The organism is Alkalimonas delamerensis, assembly GCF_030717955.1.
GTDB classification, from domain to species: Bacteria; Pseudomonadota; Gammaproteobacteria; order Enterobacterales; family Alteromonadaceae; genus Alkalimonas; species Alkalimonas delamerensis.
Genome location: NZ_JAUZVY010000007.1, coordinates 114,431 through 128,915, shown reverse-complemented (window position 1 = coordinate 128,915; position 14,485 = coordinate 114,431). Strand labels below are relative to the sequence as shown.

Sequence of the window (14,485 nt, the reverse complement as noted above, 5' to 3'; positions counted from 1 at the left end):
TTCCTCATGCTGCTTTTCTCATACTGACGGTGCCCTGCACTTTGCTGCCATCGTTGCTAAGAGCGCCTTGATCAACCAGATAGCCCGCTTGCTCAAGCTGATTTTTCAACCGTTCGAAGCTCTGAAAGCCTTCCGCTTTGGCCTGAAAACGCAGCTCCGTGCGCCGGGCATCAAAGCGCAGATTGTCCAGCTCCATATCGGTGACCGTTGCCAGGTTGTTTTGCAAATCCAGCAGCAAGCCCAAAAAGTGCTGTTCTTGCTGCGATAAACCGGCCTGCTGCAGCTTGCGCTGCACCAAAGCACGCAGATTCACCACCGACTCGCCGGGAAAAGCCGTCTGATAGGTTTGTACCGCCTGCTGATGCAAGGCTCTGGCTTGTTGACCATAGCGCCAGCCCTCCACCGCGGTTAATGTCAGATAGCCGGTCAGGCAGAGGCAGGCCACCACCGCCGCTGGTTGCCACAACTGCCAGCTTTTGTTCACTGCCCGCTTGGGCGCATAGTCCCCTTGCAACAGGTTGATGCCAGGCTGCTGCGCTTGCCGCGCCAACAGTGCCAGCGGCAACTCAGGCTCGGCCAGCTGATGGGGTTGCGCAATGCCGTCTGGCCAAGGGCTGAAACTGGTCAGTTCAGGCAGGGCCGCCAGTTCCAGATAGTCCGGCCACCAGGCTTGCTCGACACTGGTGGCCTGCCAGTCGCTCTGACGCAGCAACCAGCTGCCGTTGAGCTCGATGGTGGCAGGCAAAGCATCTGCCGGCAACAGCAAGGCATCCGGCACCAACTGACGCGGCTGGAAACCGGCTTCGGTCAGCCAGCTGAGCCACTGTTCCAGCTGCGCTTTTTTACACAAAGCCACTTGCTGCAGATACTGCTCTTGCTCTTTTCGCACCTGACCCAGCGCCAGCCATAGCTGCTCGATGTCCTCGGTGACATCGTCTTCCAGCAAGTAGGGCAAAGCCTGCAGCAGTTGCCGGTTTGGTTTGGCCGGCAACGGGACCTCTTTTAGCACCACATCGGCAGCCGGCACCAACGCCGTCACCGGCCTTGGTCCCAGCCGTTCGGCCAGCTCTGTTAAGGCCGCCGCCGTAGGCAAATCGCCCGAGGCAATCACTTCCTGCGTCTGCGACGACCACACCAGCCAGCTGATGGCCTGATCGGCCCTGCTGCCCAAACGGATCAGCAATTGTTCACTCATCCTGCTCCTCCAATTCGTCTGGCCACCACGGTGACCCGTTCGCCATCCTGCACCCTCAGAATGGACTCCAACCGCAAGCCGCTTTCCTGATAGCCAATGCGGGCGGTCAGTTGATAATACTCGGATTGAACCGTGATCAGCTCTTTCACGGCTGCCTCCACTTCAATACCGGCGAGCGGACCTGTGCCCCAAAACTCGTCCGTGCTGCTAAAGCCATTGTCCGGCCTGCTGGCAATCACTTCCATCGCAGCCGATACATCCAGTTCTGCCACGATGGCACTGAGCAAGACCGCGGTTTCTTCCGTTAAGGTGTTGGCGTTAATGCGCAACTGCTGATCGTCGGGTATCACGCAAACATAAGGCTGCAACAGCTGGTAATCATCCGGCGTCACCTCGTAAATAGCCCGCAACTCGGTGACCGACCCCATCAGGGTATTGGCAGCATAATACGGATAGGGCAAGGCTGCATAATCGTCATCTTCGGCACTGCCGGCGGTACGAAGCAAACTGTCTTCATCCAGCCAGTCGGCGATGCGCGCCATTAAAAACTCAGCAGGCATCGACAGCTCGGTGGCCACCAACTCCAGCAAACGCTGAAAGCTGCGCTGCTCCAGACTGGCTTCTGGCTGAGCCTGACCAGCAGGCGGCGGTGCCAGATACAAGGCATTTAAATTAAAACAGCTACGCAAATCGCTGATCACGCCACTGATGGTTCCATCATCTACCGGAAACTGAGCCCCTTGCTGGGCCCAATCCTGGCCAAGATGGCTGGTCTCCTGCCCTTGCAAGGAGCGACGCAGCACCTGGCGGGCAAAAGCTTCCGCGCCCAGCCCATACCAGAGCGCTTGCTGCTGTTGTTGCAGGTTCTGCTGGCGTTGCAAGGTAAGCTGCAAGCGACCACTCATCGACACAGCGATCACCACCACGATGGCGACAATCATCAGCACCATCACCAGGGCCACACCCTGCTGGCGTTGCCACCGCATCATCGGCTGGTCTCCGTTGGCTGCACATTGGCATCGGGCAGCAGGAACACCCGCTCAATCACACCCAGTTCGCTGTGCTCCAGCCGCACCCGCACCGCAGCTGGCCACAAAGCATCGGCCCAACGCTCTTCCCAGCGCTCGCCGACCAGAAAGTGAAACTCCAGCTCGGTGATATCCTCCAGCAGCGTTTGCACTCTGGGCTCGGTCCCAGTGACGGCGTCTGGATACAGGGTATACAGCCGCTGCAGTTGTTCCTCCTGCAGCCGGTAACCGACTGCCTGCAACTCACTGCGCGGCAGGATCATACCGGGATTGCGCCAACCATGCTGAGTAAAGGCGAGCGCATCACCATCGCTTTCCAGCAAAAAGCGCCCACCCAGCAAACGCTCTTTGCGAGGCGCTTCGCCCTGCACCCGGATATGCCGGCTGCTGATCTGCATCAGGTCTCGCTCCAGCAGTAGCAAAGCAAACTGCACCTTTTGCAAACGATCGGCCGCCTGTTGCGATAAACGGTCGCCTTCAGTGACGCTATTGAGGACTGCAAATGACGCCATGCCCACCATCGCAAAAATAGCCATCGCCAACAGCATTTCGATAAAGGTAAAGCCGAAGCTTCGGGCCCGCCCCCTTGCTGCTATCTGGTTAATTCGCATGGGGCCGCCCAATAAAGGTGGTCAGCTGATAAACCACATCCTCAGGCTGCTCGGTCAGACTGACTTTAACAACGACCTGACGCAGATCATCATCGGCCACCTGGCTCACCTGCTGCTGCCAGAGCCAGGTCCGGTTGGCCATCTCGACTTCACCACGGCTTTGTTCAGACGGCGGCCAGCTGGTTTCCAACTGCAACAACACCAGTTGGTTGGCGGCCACATAGCTGGCAAAGGTCATGTCTTCCAGCCAGGCCACAGCGCGGATGTGTTCGGTCACGGTACGCATCACCGCCAAGCCAGCAGTGGCAAAAATCGCCAAGGCAAACAGCACCTCGATCAGGCTAAAACCCCGGCGCATCATGGTGCCCTGTCCAGCAGCTCTGTCCGCAGCAGCGGAATGCTAAACTCCCCCCGCAGCTGCAGGTACCAAAAAGGACGCTGACTTTCATCCTGAAACAGCAACTCAAAAGGGGTAATTTCACCGGAGGACAGGATAAAAATATGCGGCAATACCGCTTCTTCTTCGTCATCTGTCTGCAGATGTTCCAACCGCTCCCGCTGGGCATTCAAAGCCCCGAGCAAGCTGTCTTGCTGCCAGGGCAAACCTTCCAATTCCAGTTGCAGTTGCTGCTGCTCAGGCAGTTGATGCCAGGCCAAAGACGCCGGCGTTTCCACCGGCTGCCACAGATCTTTGTCCGGCAGATAAACCAAAAACTTGTAACCATCGGGCTTTACCAACACGCCCCACTCTTGTTGACGCATCAAGGCGGTTTCGGCAGCGTAATGAAACAGTTGCTGAAAACGGTAGGCTTCTTGTTTCAGCTTATCATCCCGGCTATCGCCGGAGTAATTCACCAGCACAACGGCCACCACCACCGCAAGCAGTGCCATCACTAGCATGATTTCCAGCAGGGTAAAGCCTGCCTCGGATCGCCGGGATGCATGCATCGGAGCCAATGCCTTTAGTTGTCGATGTCCCAGTTGCCGATGTCGTCATCGGTGCCTGGAATGCCATCCGGCCCCATGCTAAAGACATCAATTCGTCCATACTGTCCCGGGCTAACCAGTTGATAGTCTTGCCCCCAGGGATCGCGCGGCAAGCGACGGATAAAGCCACCTTCCGGGAAGGAACGCGGCACCGGTTCCATAGTGGCGGGTTCGACCAAAGCACGCAAACCTTGCTCTGTGGTCGGGTAAAAACCATTACGAAGCCGGTACATATCCAATGCGTTTTCCAGCTGCTGAATATCGACCACCGCTTTTTGCCGATCGGCCTCTTCTTTGTTACCCATCACATTGGGCACCACCAAACTGGCGATGATGCCCAAAATGACAATCACCACCATCAGTTCCAATAAGCTAAAGCCACGTTGTTTGTTCATGTTACCCACCTACCATATGATTAAGTTCTAAAATTGGCAGCAAAATGGCCAAGACAATCAAAAACACCAGAATCGCCAGGGTGATCACCACCACAGGTTTAAAAATTTCCAGTGTGACCGTCATGGTCATTTCAAATTCCCGATCCAGCGTATCCGCCGTGCGGATCAGCATGCTGTCCAACTGACCGCTTTTCTCGCCGCTGGCGATCATGTGCAGCATCATCGGCGGAAACAACTTGGTTTGCTCCAGTGCATTACGCAGCGAACTGCCTTCCCGCACCCGCAAAGTTGCATCCGCCACCGCCTGTTTCATGTAGCTGTTGCCAAGCACATCGCCACTGATGCGCATGGCTTCAAGCAAGGGCACGGAACTGGCATTTAAAATACTTAAGGTCCGGGCAAAACGGGCGGTATTGATGCTGCGGATCACTTTGCCGAGCACAGCACTGTGCAGTAAAAAGCGATCGTAGCGAAAACGCATGTCTGGCCGGCGCAATAATCGTTCGACCAGCACCGCCAGCAATAATATCCCGAGTAAGGCCCAAATTCCGTAATCACGCACCCAATCGCTGGCACTGATCATAAAACGGGTTAAGGCTGGCAACTGCTGCCCCATGTACTCGAACTGCTCGGTGATTTGCGGTACCACGGCCGCCAGTAAAATGGCAATCACCGCCAGGGCCACGATCACCATCACCACAGGGTAAATCGACGCCATCAGAATTTGATTGCGCATATGCTGCCGCTGCTCGGTGTAATCCGCCAGCCGGTTGAGTACCTGGTCCAAATGGCCCGATTTTTCACCGGCGGCCACCATGGAGCGGTACAGATGATCAAACACATGCGGAAATTCAGCCAGACCTTCGGCCAGACTGTAGCCTTCGACCACCTTGGAGCGCACCCCCATCAGCATGTTTTTCAACCGCGGCTTTTCGCATTGCTCGGCCACGGCCAGCAAGGCATTTTCAATCGGCAATGCCGCTGCAACCAGGGTTGCCAGCTGACGGGTGATCAAGGCTAAATCGGCGGTAGGAATCGAGCGCTTGAAAAAGCTGCGGCGACTGGCCGAGGTTTTTTCCTGATTGGCAGCCAAGTCCACACTGAGCGGCGTCAGTTTGCGTTCGCGCAGCAGTTGTCTGGCCTGGCGCGCATTGTCGGCTTCCAGCACCCCTTTGCTCTTTTTACCGCGACTGTCGAGGGCCTGATAACTAAAAGCTGCCACTAGATATCCTCACGGGTCACCCGCAGCACTTCTTCCAGCGTGGTTAAGCCTGCCAGCACTTTGTCGAAGCCATCCCGGCGAATGCTGGGACAGTTTGGCCGGATGTACTTTTCAATGCTCTGTTCACCCGCTCTGTTGTGGATCATTTCCCGACTGTGATCGTCTATCACCAGCAGTTCATGAATGCCGGTCCGGCCGCGGTAGCCGGTAAAGTTGCAGTGCTCGCAGCCAGTAGCCCGGTAAATAATGGCCTCGTCTTTCTTTTGCACACCGAGCAGTTTGCGCTCTTCCTTGTCCGGCTGATGAGCCTCTTTGCAGTGTGGGCACAAGGTTCGCACCAGGCGCTGTGCCAACACCCCAAGCAAACTGGACGACAACAAGAAAGGCTCAATGCCCATGTCTTCCAGCCGGGTGATGGCGCCCGCTGCAGTATTGGTATGCAGGGTCGACATCACCAAATGGCCGGTTAAACTGGCCTGCACCGCGATTTGCGCGGTTTCGAGATCGCGAATTTCACCGACCATCACCACATCCGGGTCTTGCCGCAAAATGGCACGCAAGCCGCGGGCGAAGGTCATATTGACCTTGGGGTTGACCTGAGTCTGGCCGATGCCTTCCAGTTCGTATTCAATCGGATCTTCCACCGTCAGAATGTTGCGGTCTTTGGTGTTGATCTCGGTTAAACCGGCGTACAAAGTGGTACTTTTACCCGAACCGGTTGGCCCGGTAACCAGCAAGATGCCGTGCGGCTTTAAAATCAATTGGGAAAATTGCTGCTGAATCGCCGGTGTCATGCCCAGATCGGCCAGATTCAGATGGGAGGTATTTTTGTCAAGCAGACGCAGTACCACCCGCTCGCCATAGCTGGATGGCATGGTCGATACCCGCACATCGACTGCCCGACCAGCAATTTTCAGGCTGATACGGCCATCTTGCGGCACCCGTTTTTCCGCGATGTCCAGTTTGGCCATGACCTTGATCCGCGATACCAGCAAACTGGAGAGCTTGCGGTTTGGCCGCAGCACCTCGCGCAAAATGCCATCGACCCGAAAACGCACCACCAAGGCTTTTTCGAAGGTTTCGACATGAATATCGGACGCGCCCAGCTTGATGGCTTCGCCCAACATGGCATTGATCAGCTTAATGATGGGCGCATCGTCTTCGTTATCCAGCAGATCTTCGGTTTCCGGAATATCCTCTGCCAACGAAGCCAGATTCACCTCGTTGCCAATGTCCTGCATGATCTGCTGCGCTTCGGATGAATCGCGCTGATAACTGGCCTCCAACAAGTTTTCAAAGGCCTCGCCAGAGAGCTTCTGAATACGAAAGGGCTCGCCCAGCATGCGCCGCACTTCCTGCACGGCTTCTGGGCGGGTAGCCGGTTGCACCGACAACAAAAAGCCTTCGGGCAATTGCTGCAACAAGACCGCATGCCGTTTGGCAAAGGAGAATGGCAACCGGATGCGGGTACTGACCGGCTGCACCTCGTCCTGCGGGTTGTCGATCGATTCTGACAACAACTCGCTCATCAGTCACGCTTCCCTTTTTGTTGCTGCTGCAGGTACTCGTTAAAGCTGGGCGGCAGAATCAGGCTATCGTCCCAATCGGGCAGCACGGTTTGCGGCGTCCGGGGCATCAGTGGGATCCCCCGCTCATCGCGGATTAACTGCTCGGCCCGAATGTAATTGTATTTGCGCTGACTGATGTCCGACATGGTAGCGCCATCCCGCACAATGGAAGCCCGGATAAAGACCATCAGGTTGCGCTTGCGTTTGCTGACGCTGGTGGACTTGAACAAATGCCCCAACACCGGAATATCGCCAAGCAGCGGCACCTTGGAGACACTTTCCTGCACGTCCTCATCAATCAGACCACCCAGCACCACCACGGCGCCATCGTCGGCCATCACCGAGGTACGGATTTCCCGTTTGTTGATGGTGATATCCACCGCCGTGGCGCCACCAATGCTGGAGACTTCCTGTTCAATCATCAGCTGCACCGCGTCCCCTTCATTGATTTGCGGCGTCACTTTCAGCTTGATGCCCACTTCCTGTCGGTTGACCTGCTGGAAGGGGTTGGTGTTGTTGGAGCCAACGGTCGAGCCGGTAATCACCGGTACTTCCTGCCCCACCAGAAAAAAGGCTTCCTGGTTGTCCATGGTGGTGATGTGCGGCGTGGCCAGAATATTGGAACTGGTGCTGGTCCGAACCGCTTGCAGCAAGGCTGCCCAGTTGCCCTGGTAAATGCCCAGCATGGCGCCATTGAGTCCCTGCAGCGATTGAGCCAGCACCGAATAGTCCCGGTTGGAGTCAGGCGTTTGTGTCTCAATGATTTCACCGGTGTTCGGATCACGGGTTCGGGTGGTGGTGCCCCGGGTAATTTGCGAGGCAACGGCCGCACCGGCGGCGACATCCACTATCGGCACCACATTGCCGGAGCGGAAATTGGTGCCACCACCATGTTCGTTGATCCACTGTACGCCCAGATCGGTGCCACTGCCATCGAACACCTCGACAATAATGGCTTCGACCAACACCTGAGCACGGCGGATATCCAGCTGACGGATCACCTCTTCCAGCGAACGCAACAGATCCGGTTGCGCAGTAATGATGAGCGCATTGCTGTCGGCATGGGATTCAATACTGACACCCCGGCCCTGGGGGCTTCGCCGCGGCTGGCCTTGCTGTTGTTGCGAGCCACTGGCTTCACTGACAATGCTTTCGCCAACACTTTTCAGCACCGGCACCAACTCTTCAGCTTTGGCGTATTTCAAGTAAAACACCCGGGTGTTGCCGCTGGTCTCAAGCTCGGCATCCAACCTGCGCACTAAATCAACCACCCGCTGCCGCGCCTGCGGCTCACCACTAACCACCACACTGTTGGTGCGATCGTCCGCCACGATACGGGGTATCAGAAAGTCCGGCTGCTCGCCCCGACCTTGTGAGCGGTAGATGCTTTCCAGCACCCGCACCATTTCGGTGGCCGAGCCATAATTAAGCCGGATGATTTCCACTTCCTGATCGCCGGCACGGTCAACCCGTTGGATAATCTCTACCAATCGATTTACCACGGCTGCCGGACCGGTCATCATAATGACATTGGATGGATCGTAGTTCACCACATGGCCACTGCCAGCCTGATTGCTGAACTGACGCAACAAGGGCGCCAATTCACGCACCGAGACATTGCGTACCTGCACCACCCGGGTCACCATTTCATCGCCGACGCCGGGGTTGTCATCACCGACCACCGGAATGTTGGAGGTTTTAGCGTCCTTGGCCCGTACTACTTTTAAAATGCCGCTTTCCATTTCCACCACAGCAAAGCCGTAGACTTCCAGCACATTCAAAAAGAATTGGTAGTACTGCTCGGCGCTGAGCATTTCATGACTGCGCACATTGACCCGGCCCCGAACCTGCGGCTCCACGATAATGGTGCGCTCTAAGTTCATGCCAACTATGTTGATAAACTCATTGATGTCGGTGCCACGAAAATTGGGCGAGAACAACACCTCGTCGTTGCTGTGCACGGAAAAGCTGAGTGCTGCTGCCAAACCAAATACGGCAACTTTGCGGCCAAACCGCGCGAAAAGAGACCCTGACTGCATCTTGACTATCACCATCTGCTGAATCGTTATTATTGGGACAGGTTGAACTGAATGTCGATCAGCTCCCCATCCCGTTCTATGCGCACCGAAGCATCTGTTGCTTCACGTAGTTGCCCTAAAACCTGATTGGCTTGTTGCAGGTCAGTCAACGGAATACCGTTGATCTCGACCGCCAGATCATTGGGTCGAAAGCCGAGCCGCTGAAATAAACCAGGATCCCGGCCCGGCATTAACCGAAAGCCTCGCAGTTGACCATCTGGCTGATGAGGCGTCACCCGAATAAAATCGAAGAAGCGCGTCGGCTCCGCCAGAATGGCTTCCCGCTGTGCCGCCAGCTCCGCTTGCTCCAGCTCAGGCGCTTCCGCCAGTGGGCTTTGCATCATCGGCTCTTCATCTTGACGTCCTAAGCCGACATTGGCTTCCGCAATGCGGGTAAACTCCACCCCATCAAGCATCAGAGTTTCGAAACGACCGGCGACCTGCAGCAGCACCCGATCTGGAAACACCTGATGCAGGCTGGCATTGGTGCCTTCAATGTCGTCACCCACCCGGTAAGCCAGTTCAGTGCCACGGCTTTCAATCACCGCACTGCCACTATCCGGTGTACTGCCAGCCACCAGGCCGGTCAATTTGACGTTGAGGCGGGTTTTGGGCGCCTCAGTCACCACCGGTTCAGGTCGACGCTCGGGCACTGCATCAACTTTGCCAAATAAAGAAAAGCTCAATAAACGTTGCAAGTCGGTACTGCTGCGACTGCTGCCAGTCTGAACAGCAGCTGTCGCTTGCCAGGGATCGGTTTCAGGCTGTGGCAACAATAGCCAGCTAAGACGGGCCAACAGGTACCCCAACAGCAGAATCAACAAGGCAGCCAGCACCCGGCTGAGCTGCTTTTGCGGCAAATGCCGGGCAAATTGATTCAATTGTAACGAAAGGGACTGCCAATTCATCGGTCAAATTCTTATAATAGGAGACAGCTCATCTTACTGAGTTGTCGTACAGACAACAAGGGGCGCGAAAAACTTTCACACCCCGTTAACCGCAACCCGGTTGATTCTGACCTACTGTATAACAGAAGTTGAGCAACAACCAGAGGATTATGATGAACAGCAGCCAAAGTCAAACAACGCCCTCTGTCCGACTGGATAAATGGCTCTGGGCCTGTCGTTTTTACAAAACACGCACCCTGGCCAAAAGCATGATCGATGGCGGTAAAGTTCACTACAACGGTCAGCGCTGCAAAGCCAGTAAGCTGGTTGAGGTCGGTGCCACCATCAAATTGGCACAAGGGTTCGATGAAAAAACAGTCCAGGTGCTGGCTCTGGCCGAAAAACGCCTGTCGGCACCGCTGGCTCAGGCCCTGTATCAGGAAACCGAGCAAAGCCTGGCTTTGCGGCAAGAGCGCGCCGAGTTGCGCAAAACCAATTCCTTGTTTGCGCCTCACCCGGAAACCAAACCCGATAAAAAGATGCGGCGGCAACTGCTGCTGATCAAATCCCAGCAATGAGAGACGCTATGAGTTCCGATACTTTATTTCGCTTTTTATTTCAGCAGCGTAATGTGCGCGGTGAAATCGTCGATCTGGCCAGCAGTTTGCAACAGATGCTGCAGAACCACGATTACCCCTACCCGGTAAAACAATTGCTGGCGGAACTGGTTGCCGCCACCAGTCTGCTGACAGCCACACTGAAGTTTGAAGGGGAGATTTCTGTTCAACTGCAAGGCGATGGCCCCATCCGTTATGCCACAGTCAATGGCAGCGATCAGCAGGTATTTCGCGGTGTGGTTAGGCTGCAGTCTGAAGTCCGGGGAGAGGGCTTAAAAGCCCTGGTCGGTGACGGCTATATGCTGGTCACCATTACACCACAGCAGGGTGAACGTTATCAGGGCATTATTCCGCTCACAGGCGACAGCTTAAAAGAAACCCTGGAAGCCTACTTTGCTCAATCCGAGCAGCTGCCGACCCGGGTCTACCTGTTTAGCGATGTTCAGTCCGAGCAAGCCAAAGCCGCCGGTATGTTGCTGCAGGTGTTGCCGGTGGAACAGCAAAAATCACGGCAGGATTTCGATGAGCTGGTGATACTGGCCGATACCATCACGGCCAAAGAGCTGCTTGAGCTACCTGCCGCAGAAGTGGTGCACCGACTGTTCCATCAAGAACAGGTGGAAGCCTTCCCACTGCAGCCGGTGCGCTTTGAATGCGGCTGTTCCCGACAAAAATGCGAGTCGGCCATTCTGAACCTGGGGGCCGCGGCCATTGCAGAACACCAGAGCGAGGGCAAGCTGGATATTCGCTGTGAATACTGTCAAACCAATTACCACTTTGATAGCGCAGACCTTGGCGCTTTGCTGCAATCACTGCAACAGTCGCAGGATTGATCGCAGCACTATGCTTTTGGCGTTTTGGCTTTCAGTGGCAGATAGACCCGAGCTACCAGGCCACCGTGGGCGTGATTGTGCAGGGTGATCTGGCCATGATGCATATCGATAATTTTCTTGATGATGGCCAGCCCTAGGCCGGAACCACCCGAGCCCCGGGCACTATCGCCCTGGGTGAAGGGCTCGAACATGCTTTGCATTTTCGCTTCCGGAATCCCCGGCCCATGATCCCGCACTTGCAGGTAAACCATGCGTCGGCCCCGCTCAAAGCCGGTGCTGATTTCAATATCGCCCGAGCTGTAACGTAGCGCATTTTCCAGCAGGTTATTGAGCACCCGCTTCATCGCAATGCGGCGTAAAGGCACCTTCGGCAAGTCGGCGGCAAGCTCATGCAGCAGCTGTCGCTGTTGCAGGTGTTCAGATTCCAGCAGTTCTTCAATCAGATCATTGAGGCAAACCGCTTGCAAAGGCTCATCTTTGTGGTGGCGGATAAAATCCATAAACTGATCGATGATGGCATTCATGTCGTCGATGTCGTTGATGATGCCATCCCGGATCCAGGCATCTTGTTCTGGCAACATCTCACTGGCCAATCGGATTCGGGTCAAAGGTGTACGCAAATCATGCGATACCCCAGCCATCAACAAGGCCCGGTCTTGCTCCAGGTGCTTGATGCCGGTGGCCATCTGATTAAAGGCCCGGGTCACGGAGCGAATTTCGCTGGAGCCTTTTTCAGCCAGTGGCTCCGGGATTTCGCCGCGGCCAACTTTTAAGGCCGCTTGCTGCAGACTTTTTAATGGCCGGTTCAAAGTGCGGGCAAACCACCAGCCACCAGCGACGCTGAGCACCCCTATCATCAATAAATAAAAGGTCAATAAGGAAAAACTGCTTTCATCCAGCCCTGCTAACGGCACCCGGATCCAAAAATCCGGTGCTTGCGGTGCCCGAATCCAGAATGCCAGCTGTTGGCCCTGTTCGATGCGCACTTCCGCCGGCCCACCCAGCTCCTCCGACATGGCGCTCGACATAAACTGATAGAAACGCGCCTGCTGCAAGCCATGCTGCAGCGCCAGGGCTTCGGGGTAAACTTCAATGTCGGTCGCATCCTGAAAGCGCTGCGCCATGGCCTCTGTCAGCAACGGCTGGTCCTGATCGTGATCAATAAAAACCACTTTGATTTGCTTGGCAATCAGGTGGTTGATTTGCTGCGCGGTCGGTTTGATCACATGAAAGGCTACAGTGACATAGGACACCAGCTGGTTGATCAACAGCAAAGAGCCCAGCAACAACACCGTCTGACCAAAGGCACTGCGCGGCAACAGTCTCATGAACGAACCGCACCGTCCGGCACAAAGACATAACCTAAGCCCCACACCGTTTGAATGTAGCGTGGGTGAGCCGGATCATCCTCCAGCATCCGGCGCAGACGGGAGACCTGTACATCGATGCTGCGCTCCATCGCAGAGTAATCCCTACCACGGGCTTGATTCATCAGCTTATCCCGGGATAACGGCTCACGCGGATGACTGACCAGCACTTTCAGTACCGCAAACTCACCGCTGGTCAAGGGCAATACCTCCTCCCCTTTGCGCATTTCACGGGTGGCCAGATTAAAATGAAAAGGCCCAAAGGTGACAATGGTTTCTTCCTGCGCCGGTGCACCGGGTAATTCTTTGCTTTTACGCCGGAGCACAGCGCGAATACGGGCTAACAACTCACGCGGATTAAAGGGTTTAGGCAGGTAGTCGTCGGCCCCCATTTCAAGCCCAATGATGCGATCCACTTCATCGCCTTTCGCCGTCAACATAATGATAGGAATTTGATTTTCTTGCTGGCGCAACTTGCGGCAGATGCTCAAACCATCTTCACCTGGCAGCATCAAATCCAACACCATCAGATGGAAATGCTCACGCTCCATCAAACGTTGCATTTGCTCAAAGTCGGCCACCGCCCGAACCATAAAACCTTGCTCAACCAAATAGCGTTCCAGCAAAGCGCGCAAGCGTACATCATCATCAACAACCAGAATTTTGGTGGTTTCCGTGGTCATAATCAGCCATCCCAACACTCTTTTTATGCCACTATAAACCAAAACAAACCCGGAGATGCACTCCGGGTTTGAAAACAGTGTTACAAAGTTTATCCAAGCGTCATTCTTGCTGCCGCATTTGCTCGAACTCCGCGCGCGATATCCGCTTCATCGGTGGATTCACCCATTGGATTTTATTGCTCATGGCACTGTTACGGTTTGCAGCCTCAATTCGCTGAATCTGCTCATAATCTTTAATCCAGACGTAATCGCCTGGCGGTTGACTGCTGCATGCAGACAGCATCACCAGAGCCGGAATTGCAATTAAGCCAAGCTTGTTCACTCTACACCTCCTGCAAGGCAAAAACCTCCATCTAAGTATAGTCTATTTTTTAACCAGCAAATGCCATGACCGCATCATTGTGTTGAAAGGTGCCTCGGTTGCGATAAGTGACTTTAAATAGACGCAGCTGCCCCCATATCACTGTGTTATCTGAAGGACCGTCATGGACAGATCAGCCATGAGAACGAACTTAATCAGCCGCCAGGGCTACCTGAAACTGCAACAAGAGTTGGAACATTTATGGCGGGTCAAGCGACCGGAAGTGACGCAAAAAGTCAGCTGGGCTGCCAGTCTGGGCGACCGCAGTGAAAATGCCGATTACCAGTACAACAAAAAGCAGCTGCGCGAAATCGATCGTCGGGTTCGCTTTTTGCGCAAACGACTGGAAGTACTGCGTCCGGTCGACTATGCCCCCGAGCAAGAAGGCAAAGTCTTTTTCGGTGCCTGGGTCGAGGTGGAAAACGATCAGGGCGAGCTGCGCTCGTTTCGGATTGTCGGCCCGGATGAAATTTATGGCCGTCATGACTACATCTCCATCGATGCGCCCATGGCCAGAGCCTTATTGGGCAAACAAGTGGACGATGAAGTCCAGGTCAATACACCCGATGGCCGGAAAAGCTGGTTTATCAATCAAATAAGCTACCAACAACCGGACCCTAGCTCTGACTAGGCAATTGCCATTGGATTTTTAT

The 14,485-nt window shown here is 55.1% G+C and carries 16 protein-coding genes; 3 read left to right on the top strand and 13 right to left on the bottom strand.

Features of this window, described 5'->3' with window-relative positions; all coding sequences use genetic code 11:
* Positions 1-4: 4 nt before the first annotated feature.
* From gspL to gspC, 10 genes are read right to left on the bottom strand one after another with little or no spacing between them, the layout of a single operon-like run.
* Entirely contained in the window at positions 5-1,195 is a 1,191-nt protein-coding gene (gene gspL / locus Q3O59_RS15070; RefSeq protein WP_305946367.1) for a type II secretion system protein GspL, read from the bottom strand.
* Positions 1,192-2,184 carry a type II secretion system minor pseudopilin GspK gene (gene gspK / locus Q3O59_RS15065; protein ID WP_305946366.1) on the bottom strand — a complete coding sequence of 331 codons (993 nt, stop codon included), beginning with the start codon at positions 2,182-2,184 and terminating at the stop codon, positions 1,192-1,194. The genes gspL and gspK overlap by 4 nt, the downstream gene beginning before the upstream one ends.
* Positions 2,181-2,834, bottom strand: a complete 654-nt coding sequence (gene gspJ, locus Q3O59_RS15060; protein WP_305946365.1) for a type II secretion system minor pseudopilin GspJ — start codon at positions 2,832-2,834, stop codon at positions 2,181-2,183. The genes gspK and gspJ overlap by 4 nt, the downstream gene beginning before the upstream one ends.
* Positions 2,824-3,195 (bottom strand): type II secretion system minor pseudopilin GspI, encoded by a 372-nt coding sequence (gene gspI / locus Q3O59_RS15055; RefSeq protein WP_305946364.1) that lies wholly within the window; start codon positions 3,193-3,195, stop codon positions 2,824-2,826. The genes gspJ and gspI overlap by 11 nt, the downstream gene beginning before the upstream one ends.
* On the bottom strand, positions 3,192-3,782 hold the full coding sequence (gspH, locus tag Q3O59_RS15050; protein ID WP_305946363.1) for a type II secretion system minor pseudopilin GspH: 591 nt from the start codon (positions 3,780-3,782) through the stop codon (positions 3,192-3,194). The genes gspI and gspH overlap by 4 nt, the downstream gene beginning before the upstream one ends.
* Before the next feature lie 14 nt (positions 3,783-3,796).
* Positions 3,797-4,216 (bottom strand): type II secretion system major pseudopilin GspG, encoded by a 420-nt coding sequence (gspG, locus tag Q3O59_RS15045; protein ID WP_228590042.1) that lies wholly within the window; start codon positions 4,214-4,216, stop codon positions 3,797-3,799.
* 1 nt (position 4,217) lies between these two features.
* On the bottom strand, positions 4,218-5,438 hold the full coding sequence (gene gspF / locus Q3O59_RS15040) for a type II secretion system inner membrane protein GspF (RefSeq protein ID WP_228590040.1): 1,221 nt from the start codon (positions 5,436-5,438) through the stop codon (positions 4,218-4,220).
* Complete coding sequence (gene gspE, locus Q3O59_RS15035) at positions 5,438-6,967, bottom strand: type II secretion system ATPase GspE (RefSeq protein ID WP_228590038.1); 1,530 nt, start codon at positions 6,965-6,967, stop codon at positions 5,438-5,440. Before gspE ends, gspF begins: the two co-directional genes overlap by 1 nt.
* Positions 6,967-9,045: a type II secretion system secretin GspD gene (gene gspD, locus Q3O59_RS15030; protein WP_305946362.1), complete on the bottom strand. Its 2,079-nt coding sequence runs from the start codon at positions 9,043-9,045 to the stop codon at positions 6,967-6,969. The genes gspE and gspD overlap by 1 nt, the downstream gene beginning before the upstream one ends.
* Before the next feature lie 29 nt (positions 9,046-9,074).
* Complete coding sequence (gspC, locus tag Q3O59_RS15025; RefSeq protein WP_305946361.1) at positions 9,075-9,992, bottom strand: type II secretion system protein GspC; 918 nt, start codon at positions 9,990-9,992, stop codon at positions 9,075-9,077.
* A 149-nt stretch (positions 9,993-10,141) separates the two neighbouring features.
* Between gspC and hslR the strand changes: the two genes are divergently transcribed.
* The gene (hslR, locus tag Q3O59_RS15020) at positions 10,142-10,549 is read left to right on the top strand and encodes a ribosome-associated heat shock protein Hsp15 (RefSeq protein ID WP_305946360.1); all 408 of its coding nucleotides are present in this window, start codon (positions 10,142-10,144) and stop codon (positions 10,547-10,549) included.
* Between the two features lie 8 nt (positions 10,550-10,557).
* Entirely contained in the window at positions 10,558-11,421 is an 864-nt protein-coding gene (gene hslO / locus Q3O59_RS15015; RefSeq protein WP_305946359.1) for an Hsp33 family molecular chaperone HslO, read from the top strand.
* A gap of 8 nt (positions 11,422-11,429) precedes the next feature.
* Here the strand turns inward: hslO and envZ are convergent, their stop codons facing one another.
* The 3 genes from envZ to Q3O59_RS15000 form a co-directional block, all read right to left on the bottom strand.
* Complete coding sequence (gene envZ / locus Q3O59_RS15010; protein WP_305946358.1) at positions 11,430-12,749, bottom strand: two-component system sensor histidine kinase EnvZ; 1,320 nt, start codon at positions 12,747-12,749, stop codon at positions 11,430-11,432.
* Positions 12,746-13,471 (bottom strand): osmolarity response regulator transcription factor OmpR, encoded by a 726-nt coding sequence (gene ompR, locus Q3O59_RS15005; RefSeq protein WP_305946357.1) that lies wholly within the window; start codon positions 13,469-13,471, stop codon positions 12,746-12,748. Before ompR ends, envZ begins: the two co-directional genes overlap by 4 nt.
* A 100-nt stretch (positions 13,472-13,571) precedes the next feature.
* A complete protein-coding gene (locus tag Q3O59_RS15000; RefSeq protein WP_228590024.1) occupies positions 13,572-13,793 on the bottom strand; it encodes a hypothetical protein in 222 nt (73 codons plus the stop codon).
* Between the two features lie 178 nt (positions 13,794-13,971).
* On the opposite strand from Q3O59_RS15000, the gene greB reads away from it, so the two are divergent.
* The gene (gene greB / locus Q3O59_RS14995; RefSeq protein ID WP_305946356.1) at positions 13,972-14,463 is read left to right on the top strand and encodes a transcription elongation factor GreB; all 492 of its coding nucleotides are present in this window, start codon (positions 13,972-13,974) and stop codon (positions 14,461-14,463) included.
* The last annotated feature ends 22 nt before the right edge of the window (positions 14,464-14,485 follow it).

Excerpts from the sequence above, each read along its gene's own strand:
- gspL (WP_305946367.1), bottom strand. The coding sequence starts at position 1,195 with ATGAGTGAACAATTGCTGATCCGTTTGGGCAGCAGGGCCGATCAGGCC.
- gspK (WP_305946366.1), bottom strand. The coding sequence starts at position 2,184 with ATGATGCGGTGGCAACGCCAGCAGGGTGTGGCCCTGGTGATGGTGCTG.
- gspJ (WP_305946365.1), bottom strand. The coding sequence starts at position 2,834 with ATGCGAATTAACCAGATAGCAGCAAGGGGGCGGGCCCGAAGCTTCGGC.
- gspI (WP_305946364.1), bottom strand. The coding sequence starts at position 3,195 with ATGATGCGCCGGGGTTTTAGCCTGATCGAGGTGCTGTTTGCCTTGGCG.
- gspH (WP_305946363.1), bottom strand. The coding sequence starts at position 3,782 with ATGCATGCATCCCGGCGATCCGAGGCAGGCTTTACCCTGCTGGAAATC.
- gspG (WP_228590042.1), bottom strand. The coding sequence starts at position 4,216 with ATGAACAAACAACGTGGCTTTAGCTTATTGGAACTGATGGTGGTGATT.
- gspE (WP_228590038.1), bottom strand. The coding sequence starts at position 6,967 with ATGAGCGAGTTGTTGTCAGAATCGATCGACAACCCGCAGGACGAGGTG.
- gspD (WP_305946362.1), bottom strand. The coding sequence starts at position 9,045 with ATGCAGTCAGGGTCTCTTTTCGCGCGGTTTGGCCGCAAAGTTGCCGTA.
- gspC (WP_305946361.1), bottom strand. The coding sequence starts at position 9,992 with ATGAATTGGCAGTCCCTTTCGTTACAATTGAATCAATTTGCCCGGCAT.
- hslR (WP_305946360.1), top strand. The coding sequence starts at position 10,142 with ATGATGAACAGCAGCCAAAGTCAAACAACGCCCTCTGTCCGACTGGAT.
- hslO (WP_305946359.1), top strand. The coding sequence starts at position 10,558 with ATGAGTTCCGATACTTTATTTCGCTTTTTATTTCAGCAGCGTAATGTG.
- envZ (WP_305946358.1), bottom strand. The coding sequence starts at position 12,749 with ATGAGACTGTTGCCGCGCAGTGCCTTTGGTCAGACGGTGTTGTTGCTG.
- ompR (WP_305946357.1), bottom strand. The coding sequence starts at position 13,471 with ATGACCACGGAAACCACCAAAATTCTGGTTGTTGATGATGATGTACGC.
- greB (WP_305946356.1), top strand. The coding sequence starts at position 13,972 with ATGAGAACGAACTTAATCAGCCGCCAGGGCTACCTGAAACTGCAACAA.